17 protein-coding genes and 6 tRNA genes are annotated in these 24,192 nt (G+C 41.4%); 3 read left to right on the top strand and 20 right to left on the bottom strand.

What is annotated here, in order from left to right; genetic code table 11:
* Positions 1-249: 249 nt before the first annotated feature.
* Positions 250-336, bottom strand: a tRNA-Ser gene (locus P0106_RS05630).
* A 119-nt stretch (positions 337-455) separates the two neighbouring features.
* Positions 456-1,394, bottom strand: coding sequence for an EamA family transporter (locus tag P0106_RS05625; RefSeq protein ID WP_065189500.1), 939 nt, complete (start codon positions 1,392-1,394; stop codon positions 456-458).
* Positions 1,395-1,507: 113 nt separating this feature from the next.
* Here P0106_RS05625 and dinB point away from each other — a divergent pair, with 113 nt between their 5' ends.
* The gene (gene dinB / locus P0106_RS05620; protein ID WP_410310069.1) at positions 1,508-2,842 is read left to right on the top strand and encodes a DNA polymerase IV; all 1,335 of its coding nucleotides are present in this window, start codon (positions 1,508-1,510) and stop codon (positions 2,840-2,842) included.
* On the opposite strand, the gene fdxA is transcribed toward dinB, so the two are convergent.
* The 10 genes from fdxA to P0106_RS05570 form a co-directional block, all read right to left on the bottom strand.
* Positions 2,839-3,159 carry a ferredoxin gene (gene fdxA, locus P0106_RS05615; RefSeq protein WP_004114327.1) on the bottom strand — a complete coding sequence of 107 codons (321 nt, stop codon included), beginning with the start codon at positions 3,157-3,159 and terminating at the stop codon, positions 2,839-2,841. The two genes, dinB and fdxA, sit on opposite strands and share 4 nt — an antisense overlap.
* Positions 3,160-3,340: 181 nt before the next feature.
* A complete protein-coding gene (locus P0106_RS05610; protein ID WP_174143091.1) occupies positions 3,341-4,951 on the bottom strand; it encodes an APC family permease in 1,611 nt (536 codons plus the stop codon).
* A gap of 214 nt (positions 4,952-5,165) precedes the next feature.
* Positions 5,166-6,449 (bottom strand): FAD-binding protein, encoded by a 1,284-nt coding sequence (locus P0106_RS05605; protein ID WP_410310068.1) that lies wholly within the window; start codon positions 6,447-6,449, stop codon positions 5,166-5,168.
* A gap of 88 nt (positions 6,450-6,537) precedes the next feature.
* Complete coding sequence (gene rpmG / locus P0106_RS05600) at positions 6,538-6,708, bottom strand: 50S ribosomal protein L33 (protein ID WP_004114322.1); 171 nt, start codon at positions 6,706-6,708, stop codon at positions 6,538-6,540.
* A 50-nt stretch (positions 6,709-6,758) separates the two neighbouring features.
* Positions 6,759-6,832 (bottom strand) — tRNA-Met (locus tag P0106_RS05595).
* A gap of 4 nt (positions 6,833-6,836) precedes the next feature.
* Positions 6,837-6,908: transfer RNA gene (locus P0106_RS05590), tRNA-Thr, on the bottom strand.
* A gap of 1 nt (position 6,909) precedes the next feature.
* Positions 6,910-6,991, bottom strand: a tRNA-Tyr gene (locus tag P0106_RS05585).
* 128 nt (positions 6,992-7,119) lie between these two features.
* Positions 7,120-8,214: a histidinol-phosphate transaminase gene (gene hisC, locus P0106_RS05580; protein ID WP_473730549.1), complete on the bottom strand. Its 1,095-nt coding sequence runs from the start codon at positions 8,212-8,214 to the stop codon at positions 7,120-7,122.
* Between the two features lie 148 nt (positions 8,215-8,362).
* Positions 8,363-8,656, bottom strand: coding sequence for a co-chaperone GroES (gene groES, locus P0106_RS05575; protein ID WP_004114319.1), 294 nt, complete (start codon positions 8,654-8,656; stop codon positions 8,363-8,365).
* Positions 8,657-8,848: 192 nt separating this feature from the next.
* The gene (locus P0106_RS05570; RefSeq protein ID WP_004114317.1) at positions 8,849-9,892 is read right to left on the bottom strand and encodes a hypothetical protein; all 1,044 of its coding nucleotides are present in this window, start codon (positions 9,890-9,892) and stop codon (positions 8,849-8,851) included.
* A 240-nt stretch (positions 9,893-10,132) separates the two neighbouring features.
* Between P0106_RS05570 and P0106_RS05565 the strand changes: the two genes are divergently transcribed.
* Both P0106_RS05565 and P0106_RS05560 read left to right on the top strand, forming a co-directional pair.
* The gene (locus tag P0106_RS05565) at positions 10,133-10,309 is read left to right on the top strand and encodes an FmdB family zinc ribbon protein (protein ID WP_004114314.1); all 177 of its coding nucleotides are present in this window, start codon (positions 10,133-10,135) and stop codon (positions 10,307-10,309) included.
* A 171-nt stretch (positions 10,310-10,480) separates the two neighbouring features.
* Complete coding sequence (locus P0106_RS05560; protein WP_004138559.1) at positions 10,481-11,152, top strand: CpaB family protein; 672 nt, start codon at positions 10,481-10,483, stop codon at positions 11,150-11,152.
* A 7-nt stretch (positions 11,153-11,159) separates the two neighbouring features.
* Here P0106_RS05560 and P0106_RS05555 read toward each other — a convergent pair whose 3' ends face one another.
* The 8 genes from P0106_RS05555 to P0106_RS05520 all read right to left on the bottom strand — a co-directional run bounded on the left by P0106_RS05555 (position 11,160) and on the right by P0106_RS05520 (position 24,044).
* Positions 11,160-11,363, bottom strand: a complete 204-nt coding sequence (locus tag P0106_RS05555; protein ID WP_004114310.1) for a hypothetical protein — start codon at positions 11,361-11,363, stop codon at positions 11,160-11,162.
* A 24-nt stretch (positions 11,364-11,387) separates the two neighbouring features.
* Complete coding sequence (locus P0106_RS05550; RefSeq protein WP_473730548.1) at positions 11,388-15,209, bottom strand: helicase; 3,822 nt, start codon at positions 15,207-15,209, stop codon at positions 11,388-11,390.
* A gap of 18 nt (positions 15,210-15,227) precedes the next feature.
* Complete coding sequence (locus tag P0106_RS05545; RefSeq protein WP_473730547.1) at positions 15,228-16,685, bottom strand: FHA domain-containing protein; 1,458 nt, start codon at positions 16,683-16,685, stop codon at positions 15,228-15,230.
* Between the two features lie 94 nt (positions 16,686-16,779).
* On the bottom strand, positions 16,780-17,700 hold the full coding sequence (locus tag P0106_RS05540; RefSeq protein ID WP_473730546.1) for a class C sortase: 921 nt from the start codon (positions 17,698-17,700) through the stop codon (positions 16,780-16,782).
* A gap of 565 nt (positions 17,701-18,265) precedes the next feature.
* Entirely contained in the window at positions 18,266-20,008 is a 1,743-nt protein-coding gene (locus P0106_RS05535; RefSeq protein ID WP_473730545.1) for a SpaH/EbpB family LPXTG-anchored major pilin, read from the bottom strand.
* A 184-nt stretch (positions 20,009-20,192) separates the two neighbouring features.
* A complete protein-coding gene (locus P0106_RS05530; RefSeq protein WP_473730544.1) occupies positions 20,193-23,006 on the bottom strand; it encodes a hypothetical protein in 2,814 nt (937 codons plus the stop codon).
* Between the two features lie 853 nt (positions 23,007-23,859).
* A tRNA-Gln gene (locus P0106_RS05525) sits at positions 23,860-23,931 on the bottom strand.
* A gap of 40 nt (positions 23,932-23,971) precedes the next feature.
* Positions 23,972-24,044: transfer RNA gene (locus P0106_RS05520), tRNA-Glu, on the bottom strand.
* Positions 24,045-24,192: the final 148 nt, after the last annotated feature.

Raw genomic sequence — 24,192 nt, 5'->3', positions numbered from 1 at the left:
TCATGCTCTAACTATGATTTAGGGATTTAATTATGTAAATAAAAATCTATCAATGTGGTTAAAGGCTATTTTAGAGGGTAGTTATCCACATTGTTATACACAATTCTTGCGGTTGCTGGCGACTATTCAATGGGAAACAACCTGAGAAATAGCCCAAAATATCTCAAGGAAAAATTGTAATTACGGGAATCTGCACAAACGCAAGAAGCTCTAAATCATTGAAAAATCAACGATTTAGAGCTAAAACCGCGGAGTCAGAGAGATTCGAACTCTCGAGCCGCTTACACGACTAACACCTTAGCAGGGTGCCCCTATCGGCCACTCAGGCATGACTCCACTTTGTAGCTATTCAAGATAGCAACAGATTCAGACTATATCACCTCTTGAGGACGTGCACAATGCTTCAGCGACACACCAAACACACAAAAGTGGATTGAATAGCCAAACAGCAAGATTTATGCAGGATTATGGTCTCCCGAAAATGTAATCGCAACAGCCAACATAACTAGAGCCATTCCACAAACATCAATCCAAGTTGGCACTTCTCCAAATCCCATTCCCACAACTGCCGCAATAGCAGGATATAAAGCCTGCATAACAGAATATCTTGCCGAAGACACGCGCTTTAAAAGAACTTGATCCAACAGCGTAGGAATAAAAGATGCGCATATCGCAATAACAACCATCAAAGCTAAAAGCTTTATAGAACCGCCAGACTGTGCAGCCCAAGTAGCTCCTGGCTTAGGGTATATAACATGAGAAATCGCAGGAACGGCAAGTACACTAGACTGCAACAACCATCCAATTAAAATAGCTACACTAACTCTGTCTATGGCATTAGAACCTCTAGCCAACATTCGCCCAGAGACAATATACATTCCCCACATGGATCCGCCAATAAGAATTGCAACTAATCCAACAAGGAAATGCGGGCTTTCATTAGAACCCATAGAAGCGCTTGCAAGAAGCACTATTCCACACGCGGCAATAACTATACCAATACGCTCACGCCACGTTTTACCTGTTATAACAGCAACCATTAAAGGTCCTACAAACTCGATAGTTACTGCGACCCCCACAGCCATGCAACTAATAGCTAAATAAAACATGGTGTTCATAAGAACAACGGAAATTCCTACTGCAACAACAATTAACCATTCTTTTAACGTTTTAGGCAAAGAATTGCGCGCGCGCTTATGGTGCGAAAAAGGTCTTCTCCAAGCAATCAAAAACAAAGCCATAAATCCAACGCGATACCACACAGAATACAACGGATCGAGCTGACTAAACGCGACTTTCGCTATTGATGTTGCTAAATAAACCATCGCTGCTTCTACAACAACAATCAGCAAAACAGGCATGCGATTTAGCGCGTTCACTATGATTTGTTTCATACAGCATACCCTACACGGCAGTAGTTATATTTGCATATTTTTGACTATATTTTTCGTAAAATTTATTGCGACACACTATAGATAAAATCGAACGTTTGTTCTACCATAAATCCATGAGCACAGCACCGCGAGTTACAGCAGCTAAACGCGACTGGGGGCATGACACGTCTGGCTGCACAATACTTCATATCGATATGGATGCGTTTTATGCATCACTCGAGGCGGCGCGTAATCCTAGGTTGCTTGGTAAACCTGTGATTATTGGTACAGGCTCGCGCTCCGTAGTTTCGGCAGCCAGCTACGAGGCACGTAAGTATGGCGTCAATTCAGCTATGCCTACAGCGCGAGCACGAAGCTTGTGCCCTAATGGCATTTTCTTACCGGTAGATATGCCATACTACGTTTCCATTTCATCTAGGATTTTTAAGGAGGTTTTTTCAAAAATCACAGATAGGGTTGAACGAGTCTCTGTAGACGAATGTTATATGGATGTTAACTCCGCACTTTTACGCTGGCATTCGCCTATTGTTATAGGCGAATGGATACGAAGCGAAGTCGCGCGTAAGTTTCATATCACCTGCTCAGTGGGAATAGCATCCAATAAATTAATAGCAAAAATGGCATCAACAAATGCAAAGCCAAATGGAATGCTGGTTGTCCCCCAGAACCGCAACGCTGACTTTGTGTCAATAATGCCATTACGAGCAATACCAGGAATTGGACCAGCTCTGGCAAAAAAGCTAGCAGCATGGGGAATAAATAGTATAGAAACACTAAGAAATATAGATGAAAAGACTCTGGAACGAATTGCCGGCTCTAAGATTGTTGCACAAATGCTTTATAACACTTCGCGCGGAATCGATAATCGGCAAGTCATGCCCCATGTTCCAGAAAAATCCATTGGTACAGAACAAACTCTCAATTCTGACACCACAGATATTGCAGCAGTGAAAAACCTGATCAGGCACTGCTGCAATGATGTGGCACAAGAACTACGCAAACGCAATATGGCAACCAAAACTGTTACGTTAAAGCTACGATTCAGCGATTTGCACTATGTTACTAGATCTAAAACGTTAAGAAATGCAACGGATTCTTCCCATGAATTATATAAACACGTTGACGCATTGTTAATGGACGCAAACCCTGTAGTACACAATCATAAATTAGGCGGAAATAATATTTGCTTATTAAGCCCAGTTAGACTGGCAGGAGTAAGCGCTAGCAATCTTGTAAAATGCAGCAAAACGTTCATTCAACCAACTATTAATGACATTCTCGAAGAAAGCAAAAGAGAAACCGCAATAAACAACGATACATACGAAAATTCAACATCAATTAGAGAAAACGCAGTAAAAAATACTTATGCACGAATAAGTCACGCAGAACATGTTTTAGATGCTGTAAGAGAAAAATATGGAAACAATGCGGCGCAACTAGGTATTTAAGCATCTCTTTTAGGAAGAGCAGCTACACGATCTTCATCCCAGCCAGATGGACCAGCTTCTTGCGCTCCACCTAAATCACCAAGTTTGTTAAAGTACTCTACTGCAGCGTCTTTATACCATTCCCACTCTTCTGGAACATCGTCCTCGTAGAAAATGGCTTCTACAGGACAAGCTGGTTCACAAGCACCACAATCAACACATTCATTAGGGTTTATATAAAGCGTACGATCGCCTTCATAAATGCAATCAACAGGGCACTCGTCAACACAAGCTTTATCCTTAACGTCAACACAAGGTTCTGCAATAACATAAGGCATAACAAACGCCCCCTTTCTGCATTAATTTTGCACTAATGAAACAATTTAACTTTTCTATTATAGTGCAAACACGGCGCGCAAAACTAATTGAGTCGACACGCGTAAAACCGCATGCCGACTCAACGTGATTAGAATCAATAAATCTAAAAATAAGATAATATCTTAATTCAAGATTTTATAATCAATTATTACCTGTCTCTTGAGCAGCTTCTGCACGAGCCTGATCTTCAGATTCTCCCTGAGCCATCTTTTCAGCTGCAACAGCATCTTGAGCAAACAATGACTCTACAGGAACACCAAGCTTCTTAGCCTTGCGTAACTGCCTTCCAAGCAAAGAATTGCGGTAGGAATAGCCGAAGTATACTGCAAAGCCAATCGCAAGCCAAATCGCAAAACGAATCCATGTAAGCACGGAAAGGTTTAGCATAAGCCAGAACGTAGAAAGCGCAGCAAAAATAGGCAAAACTGGATTCCATGGAACCATAAAGGATCGGTGCAAATCTGGTCTACGCATACGCATAATCGGAACACCTGCAGAAACAAGCAAGAATGCAGAAAGCGTACCGATATTCACCATATCAGAAAGAATTCCAATATCTAATGTAGAAGCGATTATAGCAACTACAATGCCAGAAACAATCTGAATACGTGCAGGAATTCCGCGTTTGCTCACCTTAGAGAAGCTGCGTGGAAGCAAACCATCGCGGCTCACAGCAAACACGATACGCGTAAGACCAAGAAGAAGAACCATAACAACAGTTGTTAAGCCGATTACAATGCCAAGAGAAATAATCTTTGCTGCCCAAGTTGCGCCTACAAGCTCAAAGCTTGTAGAAAGCGAAGGAGCCTCTTGCTTAGCTAAATCCTTGTATGAAACCATGCCAGTTGTAACAACAGCCACAAGAATGTACAGAACAGTCACAATCAAAAGACCGAGACCAATGCCCCTAGGGATATTCTTGTGTGGATCCTTAGTTTCTTCTGCAGTAGTTGCAACAACATCAAAACCAATAAAAGCAAAGAACACAAGAGCTGCGCCAGAAAGAATACCAGTAACACCGTAAACAGCTGGCTGCATGCCAGTAATCCATTGCCAAAGCGGCTGGCTCATGGTGCCAGAAACGTGGATTCCCTTAACGCTAGCAACGTCTGTTGCAGGTGGAACGAATGGAGTGAAGTTAGAAGCTTTAATGTAGAAGAATCCAACAACGACAACGAATAGAACAATACCAATCTTCAAGATTGTTAAAGCGCCATCAAAACGAGCAGAAAGCTTTGTTCCAACAACAAGCATAATCGTAAAGAATGCAACGATAACTACTGGAGCAAGATCGAAAGTAAAATTACCCAGCTTTACAGAAGTAGATACATTAAGACCAAACAAGTGCATTAAATCGTTAAGATAAACGCCCCAATATTTGGCTATAACGGATCCTGCCATAAGCATTTCCAGAATCATATCCCAACCAATAATCCAAGCAACAAGCTCGCCTACTGTGGTATACGTAAATGTGTATGCAGAACCAGCAACAGGAATCATCGAAGCAAACTCCGCGTAGCACATTGCAGCCGTTCCGCAAACAATACCAGCGATGATAAAGCTAATAATAACTGCAGGACCTGCGTGGAACGCTGCAGCCTGAGCACCAACGGAGAAGATGCCAGCACCAACTGCCACAGCTACGCCCATAACGGCAAGATCCCATGCATTTAACGTACGCTTAAGATGGCGATCACCATCCATTGTTTCTGCAATAGTCTGTTCAACAGACTTTTTTCTCCATATTTGCATAATCCAACCTTCTCTAAAACTACGTCTAAAACATTCCATATAAGGGTATATATGTTATTAATCACAAAAAAATACAGTTCAACACACATTAAGTGCCATCAAACAATAATTTTTACGATATTAAAAGAGCATAGTACTGTGTTCAGTGGAAAATCACAACACAAATCGCGATTTATTATGTTAAATTATGCTAAATTTGTGTTAACAACTTACATTAACAATCTAAGTTAATGCCAATCAGTACAGGCTCTGGAACAAGTTTTACGCCAAAAGAATCATAAACACCATCTATGATTTTGCGCGCTAAATCAACAATATCTTTGCATTTTGCATTATTACGATTGGTCAATGCCAAAGTATGCAAAGAAGACAACCCAGCCTCACTTTTTATACCATTGTTTTGCGTAAGCCTAAATCCTTTATTAAATCCTGCATGATCAATAAGCCATGCGGCAGAAGTCTTAACACCCTTAGAACCATCTGGCAAAGTGGCGTCAAATCGCGGAGCGTCTTCTGGGAGCAAATCTGCCTGAGATTCTGTCAAAATCGGATTCATAAAGAAACTTCCACAACTATGACGATCGGCATACTTAGAATCGCCGTCTAACAAATCTCCACAAACATAGTCTTCATTTTGAAGACTAATCGCAGACTCAACACCGCCTTCATTTTTTGCGTAGCACATCCACTTGTTTGCATAGCGCATAGCATCTTCAAGCATGCCCTTAGACGCTCTAACGCGCAAAACTTCGCGACGAATCTTAGATGTTCCCATCCTATCTCCAACTTGCACGCCAAGCGCGTGAGCAAGCTGCGAATGAGCAACAATCCCCGTTTTTGAATGCTTTAAGCAAAAAGTAACAGATAAAACAACGTATCTAGGCGTTGGGAAAAAGCAATCAGCAGGAACACCAGGCGCCCTATACATGCTTTGCTTAAGAACAGACGTGCGGTAACCGAATTTAAGGTCTTTTAGACCAATATAAAAAGTGGTTTTGTCTTTACGATCCCAAACTTCTACGGATTCAACACTTTTCGCTACTTCTGACCCATATGCGCCAATGTTTTGCACCACAGATGCCCCAACAGTTCCAGGAATACCAGAAAGTGCTTCTACGCCTTCCAATCCAAGCTGAATCGTGTGCGATACAAAATCATCCCAATTGCATCCCGCTTCTGCACTAACGTGAACTAAACAATCTCCACTATCCTTATCAACGCCATCTTCGCTAGGAGCAGCCTCATCTAAAACACAAATTTCACGCCGAGCATCGCGCACAACAACTCCGTTAAACGACTCATCGCTAACGAGCATGTTAGATCCACCACCAATAACGCACAATGGCAATCCCGCACAATCGGCATCTTCTACAGCTTCAATAACAGCCACCCTGCTATTAGGTTCTACAAAACGAGCAATACTACCCCCAACCCCAATTGTTGTAAGGTCTGCGAAAGTTGGATTATCAGATTTCGATAAGGATGATTGCATACTCATATGCCTAATCCTAACAGCACTAAATAACAAAAAACCCCGCAAAACGCGGGGTAAATAAAGCTACAAAACTTCGCCGAAGCTCACTCGCTTAGCGAGTCTCGCGATGGAGAGTATGCTTGCCGCAACGTGGGCAGAACTTGCTCAACTCGAGACGATCAGGCGTATTACGACGATTCTTCGTCGTGATGTAATTACGCTCCTTGCACTCCGTGCATGCAAGCGTAATGCCTGGACGGATGTCTGCGCTCTTACTTGCCATTTCGTTCACCTCTAGAATGTTGTGTGTTGACCAACTCCTGCTGGCCATTGTAGCGAGGAAGAGACTCGAACTCTTGACCTTACGATTATGAGTCGTACGCTCTAGCCAGCTGAGCTACCCCGCCAGAGAGCCTCGAGTGAGAATCGGACTCACGACCTCTTCCTTACCAAGGAAGTGCTCTACCACTGAGCTATCGAGGCGTGGCGGGTAGTGGATTTGAACCACTGAAGCACGAAGCAACTGATTTACAGTCAGTCCCATTTGGCCGCTCTGGTAACCCGCCAATGTTTCCGAGCGGAGAAGAATATCTCCAAACGGCAACTTTGTTATTTTGCCACGAACGCGAGACTAATGCAAGATTAAGACACGCCGAAAGGCAAAAATCACATCTAAATGCGGTCAAAAATATGATTATTTAAGCGAAAAACCATCTTTCTTTAAAGACTCGCATATTTTAAGAACACGGTCATTTGCTTCGGTTTCTGCGATTGTGATGCGAATACCTTCACCAGCAAACGCTCGCACAGAAAGACCCGCCTCAACAAAACGCTGATTAGCTCGCTCTGTGCCTTCACCAAACGGCATCCAGAAGAAGTTTGCATACGGCTCAGCAATATTCCAACCTTGCTCACGCAAGCCGCTTACAACGCGTGCACGCTCCTTAACAAGCGCATCTACGCGATTGCGCATCTCTACAAGCGCTTGAGGTTCCAAAGATGCAATGGCAGCCACTTGTGCGATTTGGCTTACTCCAAACGGAACAGCCACTTTTCTCATGCCGTCTACGACATCTGCAGCGCCAATAGCGTATCCAATGCGCAAGCCAGCTAAACCGTATGCCTTAGAGAATGTTTGAGCAACAACAACGTTTGGATATTCGCGGTAAAGTTGCATGCCATCTGCCGTGCCTTTTGCGTTGTTAAATTGCACATACGCTTCGTCAATAAGCACCAAAACGTCGCTTGGTACAGCATCCAAAACCTTTCTAGCATCCTCATCAGAAAGTTGCGCGGATGTAGGATTGTTTGGATTGTTCAAAATAACAAGACGCGTGCGCTCATTAATTGAATCAATCATTGCGTCCACATCGTGTGATCCATCTGCGCGATTAGGAATTTTAACGCTTGTAGCACCAGCACCCGTAACAATAATTGGATATGCCTCAAAGCTTCTCCAAGGGTATATAACTTCGTCTCCAGGACCCGCGACTAAGTCTACGAGCTGCGTAATAACCTCCGTGGAGCCGCAGCCAAGCACAACTTCATCTGGAGTAACGCTAAACTTTTTAGCTAACTCTTCTACAACTTCTGTTCCACGCATATTTGGGTAACGATTAATAACACCAAGCGCGCGGTTAGAAATAGCGTCTTTTACGCTTTCTAACGGCTCAAATGGGTTTTCGTTGCTCGAAATCTTATATGCGCGAATGCCGTCTAATGCGGGCGCTGGTTTGCCTTGCTTGTAATTTGGCAAACTATCTAAAATACTGCGGTGTTTGTAATCCATGATTTTATAATAGTCGCGTCTTAAACAAATTAAGCAAAAACGCTGAAAACAGCGGCGAACCGTTATTTTCAGCGTTAAATAGATTCAAATATTATTTGATTAATTACAAGCGATTAGCAAAGCAATCAACCAAACAATTAATCAAAAATCAGCCAAGGATTGCAAGAACGTCACGAGACGAAACAATTAAATAATCTTCGCCTTCGTAATGAACTTCTGTGCCGCCATACTTGGAGTAAAGAACCTTGTCTCCAACTTTAACGTCCATAGGAATGCGCTCACCCTTGTCGTCGCGACGACCTGGCCCAACAGCCAATACTTCGCCCTGTTGTGGCTTTTCCTTAGCGTTATCTGGAATATACAAGCCAGAAGCAGTTTGAGTTTCTGCCTGAGCTTGCTTAACAATAATCTTATCTTCCAACGGTGTGAGCTTAATCGACACTGTCGCCACCTCTTTCTTAAGAGAAATGTAACTATTCGCACAAATAATATTGACGAGGCTGACGATCACGTCAAAACTATCGCGCACTGTGATTTATAATAGCGCGTTTTTAGCACTCTACCAACTAGAGTGCTAAAATTTTGGAAAATTTTTTAAAAATATGTGTATCTTAATCTATTTTTAAACTTATTTTCATGCGGTGCGACGAGCTAAAACATCTCGCAAATCAGCTTTTCCTAATGAATCTTCAGTAATAACTGGTGGTTCCACATTATTATCGGAAGCTTCTTTAGTAGAAAGCGGTTTTTTAGCTGAAATTGCCTTAGCAACCTGCTTAGTGGACTTTATTTCCAAGCTTAACGGACCATTATTCTTGTCATTTGAAGAAGATTCTGTAGAATCAGACCCAAACGAGAAAGATATTAAATCTTGATGAGATTCAGACGAATCAGACGCGCCAGAAGAATAAGATACATCAGGCAAAGACGATGACTGATTACCAGCAGATACATAACCATTAGCATTCTGCGAATTGACGCGTTCTAAAGCCATACTAATTTCACGCTGCTGCATAACAGAAGTTTCTGTATTGTCTTGAGTATTCGACGAATATTGTGTAACAGAACCTGATGAATAATTTTGATACTCTTCTTCATGAGCTACAACAGAATTGACAATCGCATCAAAAACTGGTTCCACAATAGATTCACTAGATTCGCCATAACCTTTTTTACCATAGTTTTGCGGCACTCCAGCAGATTTGTTATAAGCAGCAACGCGCGCTTCCCAATCTCGCGCATGCTTTGCCGCAATAGAGCCAAAGTAAAGAACTGTTGACACCATAGCGAATGGTATAAGAGCGAACCAAGCAGAATATAATCCAGACAAACCAGCTACAAGAACCACAAGTGTCAAGAAAACAAGCGAAAAAACCAAAATACGGCGACGACGAACCGCAGCGCGACGAAGAGCACGAATACGAGCCACATGTTGCGGAGTAAAATTATCTCTTAACACCTTTGACTTATTGCTCTTATTTTTAGTGTTCTTATTTTTATTCGATCGCTTCTCTGACGGTTGCATTCCAACCCCTTTCGCCATCGCACCACTACACTCATGGAATAGCGAAGCACTACGCTCATCCACAATATGCAGCGAAGGTGAATACCTATCTTCGCTGTGTTCCAACATTGACTTCATGCTGTTAACAGTGCGCTTAGGCAACCAACCAAACATTAAGGCTATGATGATGATTAATACAATTAACGCACTCACCGATTCATAACCCATACGTATAAATATAAAGTGCGTTACGGATGTGAAGAGCCAAAACCAATTCGGCGTGTCGCAATTATAGGAATTATTACATTAAATTTTTACAAATTACTGCATCTTTTTGCATATATTTTAAGTCATCTTTCATGCGGTGCGGGAATGAGCTAGGATATGTGATGGAAATAAAGATCGGAGGAACCGTTGCCTACTTATCATTACCGTTGCAAGCAATGTGGATATGATTTTTCGGAATATCAATCGTTTGAAGATGACCCAATTACAGTGTGTCCAAAATGCGGAAAACCAGAACTTCGTAAGGTGTTTTCTGCGCCACCAATCAATTTTAAAGGTAGCGGATTTTATCGCACTGATAAATAATTTTTCAAGCAGGTACAAACAATTTGTGGAAATGTGCATAAACAATTTCGCTTATTAACCAATTTGTGGAAAAGTGTATAAAAATCATCTGATTTACAATAGAAAATAACCTTTAACCACATTGACAAAAATATCTTGTAGAAGCATCACCTTTTATTAGATGATGCTTCTATGAGCATGATATCAATATTAAAAAACACATCTAGCACGCATGATGCGCACGAAAATCAAGTACCAGCCATGCTTTTAAAACGCAGGCAGAAAGCACTTTTGTTAAATACGCTTACCATATTTTTTATTAGCGTTGCAACACTTATTGCAATAAATATGATTACGAGCTGTCAAGAAACGCAAATCATACCTGTAGCAATTAGAGATATATCTAAAGGCACTCTTATTAAACAAGATGATTTGTCTTATGTTAACGTGCCCAAAAACAGTGTTTTTAATCATGTTATTAACAAAGATTTGATCAAAAATGCTATTATCGCAACCTGCAATATCAAATATGGTATGCCTATCTTTACTAGTCAGATTACGCAACAAGCAAAAATTCCACCAGGATTCACAACGATTTCAATAAAACTGGCAAGCAACAACCAAGATTTAAACATTGGAGAAAATATTTCGATAGCATTTAGCAAAGTTTCAAGAGGAGATCACAACGAGAATGACATTGTTCAAGAAAATAAAAACATTTCTTTTATCCACGACGTAATAGTAGTCAAAACAGGCAATTCATCTCAAAACGCGTTACTAGCCATGCCTGCAGAGTCTGCATTACAGATAATAAATACACAATCTATTATTCCAAACCTTGCGGTTATTGCAATACGAGGATAAAACAGTTTTACCTACCACGTTCACTAAAAACTGCCCAATGAGGCGGAAGCTCTCCAAGAATACGATTATCGTCATCTTTAGAGCGCTGGTCTAAAGTCTGAAAATCCGAAGGCTCCAGCTTAACGCCATCAGCATCAAAAAGCTCAGAGCCTTTACGAACTACTCGATTATGCGTTCTAGAACATCTGCGATTAGGATTATAGTCACTCACTTATAGTCACTCACCTATCACGGCTCACTGATCTTCACCGTAAAGCTCGCCTATTCTAGAAACGACCCGCTCAACCTCTTTTTCAGGATTTACGAATGCTCCAACGCTCCAAACATTCATAACAGACCAGCCAAGATACTCCAAATCTTGAGCAAACATGCGATGACGTTCACGCGTTGATTCTATATTCATGAATCTCATATCATCCGTTAAAACAGCAAGAGCAAAAGGCTTATCTGGCAAACCAACAACAAGAGGAATACTGTGTTCCTTATCAAATCCGTAATTCACCGCTACGCACAATCCGCGAGCGCGAATACGATCCGCCAAATCAGTAAACAAAACATTATTAAAACTGTCTACTGAAGAATCAAAAGCCTCCGCACGCGCACCTGCAGCTTCTTCCTTATCTTCTGCCTTATCTTGATCATATTCAGATTTTGCTTCATCAAAATCAGTTGGATTTACTGGACTATCATCCAACTGCTCAGCCCAAATAAGCAATTCTTTAAGCAGCTTAGGACCATCCTGATGCAAACGTTCATCTTCCATATCACTAGATTTAAACGCGCAAACAATATCTAAATTCCTACGAGCTAATGCTAACGAATCAAGAAGTATACCCTTACCGCCTTCTTCTTCCAAAACACCAAATTGTTGCAAAAGCCTACCGTGAGAAGTTTTTGCATAGCATAAGGAAAGAATAACATCCGTAGCGGCAGCACCAACAGACTCACTAGCATCTACAAGACGAACATGGCGAAGGAATCTATTCATATTTTCATCTTTAATAGCAAGAGCCTTAAGCTCAGCTCCTAAACGATTCCTAAACACACTCGTAAGAGTTACAACTGCAAGAACATAGCTGGAAGGAACTACCGTGAAAGTCGTAGCACGCTGTTTTATCAAGGAAACAACTTCGTCAATTTCCCTCTGACTACTCTCAATCAAACCAGTAGACATAATAGGAACACCAGAAGCCTCAACTTGGTGAAGCTTAACTTTACCTTGCATTCTATCTACAGGAACATCGTGACGAAGCGAACCATACCCATGATTTTCAAGGAAATTGGCAAGACGAAGCGAACGCCTAGTAGCACGAGATTTAACATGTACAGAAGGCAAAACACTAATCAAATCGTTAACGCTCTGTGAACTTACCGTATTCTTATGAGCAATAACTACAACTTGGCGTGCACGAGCGAGAATGCTAAGAAGCTCAATATTGCTCAAATGCTCAACAGAATCAAGGATCACAATGTCTACAATCGGCTTAAATTCAGTCATCATAGTCAAAGTAGAAGGCATAGCAACCATAATTGGCTTAGCAGCAAGAAGAAGATCTGCATGAGAATTCATCAATTTGGTAAAAGTCACGCCAGAACTATTACTTGCCAGAGTTGTGTGAAGCTGATTAGCTTCCTGAGACCTAGAGAAAAGAAGTTCACACAAACGTTTTAAAGTCTCTTGTTGAACCATAGGCCCCACAGAGCGCACATGCTCAGTATCTACCTGAACAAAACGGTCAGAAGCATCTTGCATAGCCGAACCATCTTGGTTAGAAATAATCGCGGAAGAATTAACGATATCTTCAAAAACCGTAGTCCACCAAGCCAAGTGAAGCTCACCATCTAACGCAGAACCAGTAACATTACGCCTACGCAAATCGCAAACAAGGTCTTCTAAACCAACACCGCGTAAATCGCGCTCAATCACACACCTACCAGGTAAAGTATCTAAGGAAGCACGATTGTCATGTAAAGCCTGTAAACGCTCATCAAGTTTAGTAAACTCAACATTTTCAAGATCAGCACCCAAACGCGTGGTGGAAAGAACAGCATCAAGAGCTACAAGATTACGATCCAAAAGCTCCTGAGTACTAACAATCTCATCTAACTTAGGCGGTAACACAGGCCACCCTCCATGAGGAACAAAAGTACGCCACTGAGCAGCTTGCTGAGCAACAATCTTCAAAGCCTCATGAAGATCATCTACTTTAGCTCCTACACGCAAAAGACTACGAGCTTCTTTAATATGACGTCTACGCTCCCAGAAGCCCATTACTGTACCTTCACGCTTGCGAACAGCTTTAGGCTTACTTGCTTCAATCATCGCGCTAAGATCACGTTCAAAAATATCTGCTTGGAAAACATCTAAAACTCGGCGAAGATTCTTTAACACCGTAACCTGTCTACCCCATTCGCGTGCGGTAGCAGGAACAGGAAAACCGCAGTTTTGAACAGTTGATTTAACATGTTCACGTGCTGCAGGAAGAAGCTTTAGTAGAACATCTACAACGCGCTGATATACAGCAACAGCCTCATTCTCATTGAACAAAGACGCGCCAAACCACGGGGTATCTTCAGGCTTTATCGTAAATTCTCCAAGCTCATCTGCTTGATGTAATTTTTGCGCCCATTCATCTAAATGACCAGAAAGCGATCTTGCAGCAGCAACATCTAGTCTTACATGAGTACAAGGATGAGTAGGCAACATTGCAATAGCAGCAAGATTTTGCATTGTATGATACGCTGACACACCCCAACGCTCATCTACTCCGTGCAAGTCTCCCAAATAACGATTTAAGCGAGTTTTAACACCAACTAACTCGTCACAAACCTGCTCAAAACGGCTAGAAGCAACGCTTTGACGCGCCCCAACTGCAGCTATGAGCTGAGAATCCACATGTTTCGCAAGGTGAGAATCCGAAACGTCTAGCGCAAGCGAAGAAATCTCATTCGCACTAAGAGCATGACGGAATCGACGCTGTTGTTCCATAACATTTGGAACATATAAAATGGACTTTCCAGCAAGAACACAGCGTGAAGAAATCGCAGCCGCGATAGAAGCAGAATCAGATCCAGCATCCACGTCTAAAGCCAGAGAAACGCCATTAGCAGCTAAACCAGATGCATAACGTACAACATTATCTACATCACCGACTTCATATTCACCATGAGGGTCTACATCTAGAGGAGAATACTCTTGCCTATCATTTGCCGCCAACTCTTGAAGCGCACGCTCATCGCCAGCAACCGCATCAATCATAGTGTTTCCAGCATTCCCAACTTTAAGCGCCTGCAAAATCTGAGCGCTTTCAGCCAAAAATCTGGATCCCGAATCAGTAAAACATCCAAGAACAATATCTCGTTCAATATCAAAATCTGGGAACACGCTGCGAGCAGATGCACAAATTGCATCAAAAACAGCTGACGTTTCTGGTGTTCCGCTTTCATAGTTTGCGCCGTCAAAAAGCGCATCTTCACTAAGATTCACGCCTCTCTCTTGCAATCTAAGAACAAGAGCATGGTTTAAGCGCACATTGCCAGAAAAGTAGATTGTTGCGTATGTTTCATCCTTGCCAGAGTCTCGAATAACTCTCACTGGGTATGTTAAAACTGGCACATGATTACCGCTCCACGATGCCACTCCAACAACAAGCGAAAGCTCCGAAACACCATTTTCGTGCGCCTTATTATCTCTATCTTCAAAAACCCTGTCTAGTCTGCGCCCTGCCGCGCGCAACATTCCAGAATCGCGGAATAACGCCTGAAGAGTTACTTTTCCACTCGCAAAAAGTTGCGCTATCCCAGATGGGTGAGCATGCGTTAATTCTAATTGTGCGGAAAGTTTCGTTATGTCTTCAAGCGGCGAAGGCGCAAGCTTTGACTTGTATTGTTCGCGCCAAGAGTTTATTCGCCTTAACTTTTCATCTCGCGAAGCTGTAGCCTGCGCACTTTCATGCTTTATTTGCGCATTCTGCTCGTAAGCTTCTTGATAATTTTGTTCACTCGCATTATGCGCTTGATTTACTTGGCTTATAAAATCATTCTGTTCGCCGCTCATACTACTAAACTCCCCTGTTTATAAACCTACTGCGTTGCGGTAAGCGTTATACCCACTATTTTGCGCTAAAGCTTCATCTACGTCTGCATTGCCTTGAGCTGAAAGCCAAGCGTATAAATCGTCATAAAGACCTGTATTCATGGCTAAAAATGGAAGTAATTCTTGATATTTTGCTATCTCAAACTGCTTAGAGAAATCAGTGGTTTTCTGAGCTTCTTCCGAAGTGAATCCACCTGCTTGTACAATTTCTTTATGCGCGTTGAATTCTCCATTTGACACTTTTTCAAACACAGACCCTGGTTCAAAAGCTGGAGTGTATTGCGAATCTTCTTGAATATTGACTGAATTGGATCGAATGAATTGTTCATGATTTAATTGAATTTGAGGCTCATCTTGCAATGAATCGTCGGTTGCTGGCGACTCATCTTCTGCCCCATCTTGTAATTCATTCTCATCTTGATAATTGATTTGAATTTCTGCTATCTCCTCTTGTTCAGTATTCTGATCTTGCGTTGTGTGATCCTCGTTTTCAACATCTACATTTTGTGAGTACTGAATTTTAGAATCGTCTTGAACATCGTGAGAATCAAAAGAATCATTTGCAACAACACTGTTGTCAGAAATAGCAGCGTTACCTGCAACAGCACTGTTATCCACAATATTATCTGGATTTACAGTTTCATCACTATTAGTTTTGTCACTACTAGCTTGTGCTGCATTAACTTGTGATGCATTAGCTTGTGCTGCATCATCAAAAAGATTACGAGGTTCTGCAGCAGACTCAAAATCTTCACGCACAACAGGAAGAACAACCTGACTAGCAATCACGGGATCGCTTTGTTTTACAGGATTTACTGAAATATCAGCCTTGCTTGCACTATAAACATCATCAGCTTTACCGGCAGCATTTAATTTGGACTGATTATCCCACACTAAATTAGGGTGTGAAACAGATTGTGCACGGAAAACGCCTGTTGGCTCTCCAGCACGAATATCAAGAATATCATCGACCGACAAATCCGAAGCATCTGGCTCTTTAATGGAACCGTCAGCAGCATAAGAGAACAAGTCGCGTACAGGCTCCGCACTATTTTCAGCCAAAGGAACTGGCTCTTCTATACGCACAAAGTCAATTGGCACATCTCCAAATTGCATGCGAACAATGCTATCTGGCATATGAAAATCAACATCTGGATCTAGTCGCAGCAAATCTCCGCTTTCGTTTACAAGATAAGTTCCGTTTGTAGAATGCAAATCTCGAATAGTCGCCACGCCACTTGTGTCTACTATAAGAAGCGCATGCCTTTTAGACATTGAGCGCTTATTGTCTACAATGTCTACACGCATAAAACCGTCTTCGCGCAAAGGTCGTATAGGCTTTCTGCCAATCTCCACAGACTGACCCGCTCCAACGCGCGCCTGCTCGACACCACCTACTGTAATCATCCAACGCTGCAAGGTTTGTCGACTTCCCACGGAACCTGCTCCCTTCAAAAAACACACTACATACTATTGTGTCATGCTTTGTGTATATTGCGCGAATAGCGGTTGCGTGCGAATCGACTTTCGACTAAAGCAGCTTGTAAGCAAGAATCGACAAATGCTTAGCGCGAATGTCAGACTTGTTGTGTTTCCTTCCAACAGCAGCCACAATCATTGTGGCAAGAATAGCCGCACACGAAATAAGCGCAATCACAAACAAAGTCATCCAAAGCGGCCATTGCAACTTATCTTCTGGAGCTGCAACAGGATTTGGCAACACACGATAACCCGTAACAAGCAAGCGTTGTGTGTTCACTCCATACGGCGTGCAAGTAAGAAGTGTAACTAAATCGCGCCCCTTCTCGCGCTGAATCAGCCTAATATCATGCGGATCAACCACGCTAATACGAAAAACCTTGTAGCGTAAGGTCTCAGCCTGAATATCAATATAGAAAAAATCGCCTTTTTTAAGACTAGTTAAGTCGTCAAACATAGTTGCATTAGGCAAACCTGTGTGAGCCGTAATAACCGAATGCCTGCTTCTGCCACCAACAGGCAAATCAGTACCATACAAGTGACCAGCACCATATGCAAGAACATCTTGCGAACTACCGTGATAAATCGGCAGTTTTACGCCAATCTTTGGGATTTTTACAATGCCCATAATCCCCATTGGCTCTTCTAGCATGCTATCATATTTTTTGTAATCAGGAGTTTTCTTAAAATCGTCGGTGCCATTATATGGGTCTGCCGTAAAAATCGAGTTGCGCTTAGCATTATATTCTCGAGCTTTTTCCATACTTGTGTTACGCAAACGCTTCGACCGCTGTTTACTAAGCTTGTCGTACGCTACGGATATTTCTTTCGACACCTTGTTATTCCACAGCGTTGACGCCACAGGATACGTGAAGCACAATATTGCTGCTATTGCAAACGCTATAGGCTCGAGGATGCGGCGCAAACGCGACTTAGAACGCTTTGCGTGCTTTTCTTTTTCCTTATCCTTCATTCCTTTTCACACTTTTCTCCTGCTAAGCATTGCGTGTTTTCCTTACTTGGTGTTGTGAGAGGGCTGGCTAATTCTTGTCTCACAACGCTCCGCCTCTTACGTGTTGGTTGTTGTTGCGGTTGTTCCGTTTTGTCTTTGATTTTGTTTTTGGGTTGATGTTTGTTTGTAGTGGTTGATCATTTGGATTATTTGGTATCGGCTGCCGCTCTTATACTGTTCGACCAAGAATCACCCAGCCCTCTTACGTGCTTGAACAATTGCGTATTGCTTAATCACCGAGATTCTCGATTTTTCTTGCTACTTCAGCGAATCACCATTTCATGCTGAGGTTCGCTTCATCCGCTGCGAAAAATCTCGAATCTCCACATCACTTGACGCAAATTGCTTGCGCAATTACAGCGCAAAAGATTTAGGCACTTTGTACTAGGACACGCCAGCGTAGAAACAAAATGCTCAATGCATTTTGTTTTAAATGCTGCGGCGTGTCTTCTGGTACAAAGTGCTCTAATCTTTTGCATGATTAAACCAAACGCCACCTAATTCAGCGTTGGCTAATCACATCCAATCACGCACGCTGTTCTTCTTTGCGATTGCGCACATAGAGGAACACGCTTGTAAAGATCAATCCAATGCCAGCCACAGCGAATAGAATTACGCCAGCGGCACCAGTAGCAGGAAGATTGAACCAGAATTTGTTTCCATCGTCTCCACCTTTTACTGGGAAGTTAGCGAATTTTTCAACTTTGGTTTTATTCTTTGTTATCGTTACAGTGTGAACTTCAGGAGTTCTCGCATAGCCTTCAGGAGCTTTAGACTCAACAAGATAAACAGGCACGCCAGCTATTGTCTTGAACGGAGTTTGGAACTTACCTTCAGCGTTAGTCTTTCCGTCGAAACTTGCTGAAGCAGCTTTGCAAGCATCAATATTTGCAAGTTCCTTATTTTCCATAAGACCTTTAGAGCATGCATCTGCTTTATCTTTATCAGTAAAGAGTTTGAACTCAGCATTTTCAAGCTTATTAGTATCATCTTCCGAATTGTATTTATCTACTTGCAAATAACCAAAGTCAACAGTGGACTTTCCGCCGTCTGGGATAATAGGAGGAGTTGGCGTCTCACCTTTCTTATGCCCTGTAAAGAAGCCAGACTTATTAACGATTTCTTCTTTGGTTGTATCAGCACTGGTAGCATCACCTTCTGGAGCAGTAGTGTTCTTGTAATCATTGCTGATTGTAAACTCAAGATCTACTTCAACCTTAATCGTGTCGCCAGTGTTAGTACGACCATTTATCTTTTCAGCAATCTTGTCAAGACCTGCTTCTTCAAACTTAACTAAAATACGCGTGTGATTAGCAGCAAGATTTTTACCATCAGTCGCATTAGATGCAGCAATAGTTGACACACTGTAATAAGTAGTGTTTCCAGCATTGGTCAACTCTTCGCCATCAACCTTAACTTTCTTCACAGCATCACTAGTTACCGACGCAAAAGCAGCGTTTGGCGCATCATCAAACACAGCAAAACCTTGAATATCATCCTTAGTAAGATTACCATTAGCAGGCTTAGACTTGTTCACTTCTGCGCTAATCGTATAAGCAATTGTGTCTCCAACTACAGCAAAGGTCTTGCTTTTATCCAAAGTCTTTGTGATATTTTTGGAAATATCCTTGTTCTTTGGCTTAACTACTGGATTGTAGTTGTAGATAGCTTTAGTTGTGTTGCCTTCAGTTTTGTACTCGATCAGAGGCAGCGTCATGTAAAACACTTGCACATCGTTTGCGCCATATCCTTCTGGCGTTTTCGTTTCTTCAACCTTGTACAAGCCAATAGCAAGACCCGTCTTCTCTGCCTTGCCATTTTCGTCAGTTTTTAAAGTCTCAGAGGTAGTAGCAAGCGTCAAATCACCTGCAGCAATGTCGCCCGTGTTGAGCTTTGTTACGATTTTCGAAATTGCTTGCCAAGAAGAATACTCTTTAAGATTCAAAGTAACATCTGAATTGTCAACCTTGATCTTATCGATCTTTGTTACAGTGAATTCAACATCTTTAATAGGCTTATGATCAGCTGGGCATTCAGATGCTCCATTCGAGCCACTTACTGTCGCGGCATCGCACTTTACAATCTTCAAAGTGCCCATACCTGGAGCGCCCTGCTCCCACGGAGCCTTAGCGGCAGGAGTTTGAATAACTGGTGGCCTAGGAGTACCCCACGCAACGCTAGCCATAGTCACAGCGCCAGCAACGCACAACGTGCCAGCCATCGCGAGCGACGCAATCGCCGCAACGCACTTTCTTGTTAACTTATTCATATTTTCTCCTTTTCTCGATGCTTATTACAGCATATTTTTTGGAAAAATTAAGGGGATTAGGGGATAATTTTTAAATTGTTAATAATTTGGATTAATGAGCCAAAACTGTCAGATTAACCGACCGAAGCAGTCGAATTAACCATCCAAAATAATCGGATTAGCCAACCGAAATATAAGCAAATTTTCACATTGGCACCGCCGCCTTCCGCAAAGCAGCTTGTTCTCGCTGCCAGTTTAAGTGGTTTAGTATGAAAGCTGCTGCAAGCACACTCACCATAACGGCGGCTATAGCTCCCAGCTGCAAGTTCCAATTTCGTTCGCCAGTATTTGGCAAACTGAACCTGATGTGAATAGGGAACGTGAATTTTGCATAATCTTTTGCTTCAACAAAGTTAGCTGTTGCGAGAGCATAATCTACTTTATCTGGCGTTATGTTTGTTGTTATTTTGCTGAATTCTTCTAAAGCTTTTGGCTTAAAAGCGTACACAACACACTTATGTTCGCTCATTTGCAACGGTTTTCCTTCTGCATCTGCTGTTGTTTGCGCACCAAATTTTCCATCATCGCATGTTTTGAGTCCGCTTTTATTAGATGTGCAACTTTTTTGAGAACTTACATCTAGAAAATCATCTTTCCAATGCTGGTATATAAGCCCCTTACCGGACTGCTCAAAAATATTTTCGGATGCATCGTTATCACTATCGCTAGATGTTTTGCCTGCGTATTCGCCTTTTGCACATAGCGTTTTTAGCGTGATTTTACTGTTATCGTTTACAGAAGTAGCATTAATGAACGTACTGAACTTTATTCCATTCATTACATTAATGCCACTATTGCTATCAATTAACGCTTGGCTAGATGCTTCGCTGCTAGGATTATTCTGCCGCTTAGAAGAATACACTTTTAGATTAAGATCACCAGTGTTATCAGAAGGAGGATTATCTTTGCCTATATGTATTTTTAGTGTTTTATAATCCCAATCAATAGTTTGAAAACCACATCCAAGAAGAGAGAAAATAGACTGAATATAACCAGCGCGAAAAAATCTAACGTATTCAGGGTCTCCTGGAAGCATATCTACATGTAAACCGCTAAGACCATAATCATCAAAAAGGACAGAAATCGGTTTACTTAGAAAAGTCCCATTAGTATTTTTAAAAAGATTTTTTACAGTTCTTTGCCTTAGTTTCTCTCTACTTTCGATTAGTCTTTTGCTCATGCGCGGTTTTGAATATTCAGTAAATATTAGATGATCAAAATCTGGCTGATATTTACGAACAGTTTTCTTTATCGCAAAAATCCTACACGTATAATTACCATCACTATTCGCGTTTGGTGTGCCTGTAAATAAGCTTTGAGATCTTTCAGTATAATCATCATCTTCATACAATTCCTCACCGCTGTTTTTATTACCACTCGCACGGTTCTTACCTGGATTAATCTTCCACTCAAGCTGATTCAAAGAATTATCACCACTACTAGTTTTGCTATCTAATGGTTTAAGTTTTAACCCTGCTATTCCATCTAAACTATACGAGTTAAAATCATAATTAGTATCAGAATCTTTATGGCATAACATGCGATGTTTAATCGTTCCAGGACCACGCTTAGACGTTGAATCGATAAGCATATTCAAGGAATTATAAGAACCATCGTTTTTCTTTTTTAACGTAACACTACCGTAGTTACGCTTATTCTCATCTATATTCTGATTATTATAAACATTTATATTTAAATCATGATTTCTTATACCAAGATCGTCATGTTTAAACTCAAAATAATCTTTTCCAATTGACCCATCTGGATATTTTATTTCAATATTCGCGCGATAATTAGTAGTTGGGTAAATCCACTTGCTTGTTGCATGTATAGTAATTCTTGCATTATTGTCTATACTAACCCAATCCTGCACAATCGCATCAGTAGAGTTTCCAATGCGATGACCTCCATCGCATTCAATTTTGGTTATTCTAAACTTTGTCCCAGCAGGAATAGGTACACTTTCACCATAAAAAGGATAATAAACAAGTTTTAAATCAAAAGAATATGTTTTACCCGAATAAAGCGGTATAGGATAACCGCCGCCTAAACTATCTTCTAAAAAATATTTACTCCTATCTATTTTATCAGGCGACTTATATATAAACCAATAGCACTCAGCAAAAGTTTTGCGACCCTCTTTTTTGCATAATTTTAAGGCTTCACGCCAGGGCTCGTTCCCTTCACTCCCATTTAGCGCCCTTTTTACTCTGCGGTGTTTAGCAGATTTTTCAAGCTTGCTGTCTAGTTTGGCAGAATCGCCCGCCTTGTTGGAATCGTCTTTGTTGGAATTATCTTTGTTGGAATTATCTTTATTAGAATCGTCTTTATTATTTAAATTACTTGCTTTATCAGAAGCTTTTCCATTACGCTTAACACCATTGTTAAGCTTTTCGTCATCTTTAGACGCATTATTTATATTGTTATTGTTATCTACTTTGTTACTAACGTTAGCGTCTACTTTATTTTTATCTTTGCTGCTAGCGTTATCGCTACCATGCGCAGCTTCTTTTTTATTATCTCGATTAGAACCATCCGCCATAACACTACTGCCGTAAGCATTTCCGTAAGAATTTGGCGGCTCAGGTGAATTTGGCGGCTCATACGAATTAACTTGCCTCTTAACTTCATCTTTATTAATGCCATTTTGAGCACTGTTATTTTGAGCACTGCTTTGTTGCACATTGTTTTGAGCGTTAGTACTTCGCTCAACATTTTGCTGAGCACCATCTTGCGAAGCGCTCAACGCGGAACTTGGAGCAATAACAAACGTAGTAATAAGCGTTGCGCTTGCAACAAAAAACGCGATTACAGCGCGTAATGCACACTTAGATTTGCTAGAAATAGAAGACTTATAATCAGATTTATAATCTTTTGCACTACAATAATCAATACCAACAAAATCGCAAACAGAACGCATTAAAGAACGAAAAAAGCTACGGAAAACTGGCATTTTCATACTGCGTTTTCTCCTTTACTGGTTTCTTTTAGCCAGCGGTAAAACCTTCAGTCTCAAATTAAGCAATTAGAATCTAACGCTTTTTAAAAAGCGCAACGCTAATTCAACGATTCTTAAGCAGCTTTTAACATGTATACCCCCCCCCGTTGGCAAAAGTCAAGTTTTAACAACATTGTTTAAAGAGTAGAAAATAAAATAATCTAAAAAACAATTCACACCAAACAACAGCTTCGCCGTAAAAAATGCGTATTAACAATGATTCAACCGTAAAAACACCGAATTTTATGTTTTTAAATATTTTTATAAGACTTATTATAGAATCACTCGATTGCCAACATCATATTAGCCAAATCCTTGCAAAATCAACGTTCAACACACACAACGCGCGACACGCCGAGAGAGCAAGAAAAATCGAGAATCTCGGTGATAAAAACCACGCAAAAGTCCTAGATATTCAGAAGGTTTGATGTATTTCTATACGAGCAATAAAAGAGGAGCGTAGCGACGGAACTTGCGAGGAGAGAAATACATCAAACCTCGCACAACAGTAAATAGGAAAATCACTTGCGCGGTCTAAGCACGAACGTAGAAACACCCAGCCCTCGCGCAACAAATATGGAATATCGCTTGCGTTATATTTATCTCACCAATGATGCAAATATAACGAAAAACAGCCAAAAAACGTTACAAACATCTCATCAATGATACAAATATAACGAAAAACAGCCAAAAAACGTTACAAATGCCTCACACGCGATACAAATATAAGAAACAAGAAAAGTACGAGCAATGTAAGCTATATCTTTTATCTTTGAAATACAAAAAAGCCCTCGTAAAATACGAGGGTTATTCGCTGGGGTACCTGGACTCGAACCAAGAATGGATGAACCAGAATCACCTGTGTTGCCAATTACACCATACCCCAATTGGCAGGCTTCGCGGCTCTTGGAACCGTTCCGTCTTTGTACCCCCGACCGGATTTGAACCGGTGTTGGCGCCGTGAGAGGGCGTAGTCCTAGGCCGCTAGACGACGGGGGCTTCATTTATCTGCTACGCCTCTAGACGCAACAAATGTCGACTTTACAACATAACAGCTCAATACGCAACCGCGGCGTGTCGAAAATACGCTAAAACTCCTAAAAAACACAAAAAGCGGAAATGCAGAATTCCACTACATTCCCGCTTT

It is taken from the genome of Gardnerella sp. c11Ua_71 (assembly GCF_055818025.1).
The sequence above is the reverse complement of the archived record's forward strand: the minus strand, read 5'-3'. Positions and strand labels throughout refer to the sequence as shown.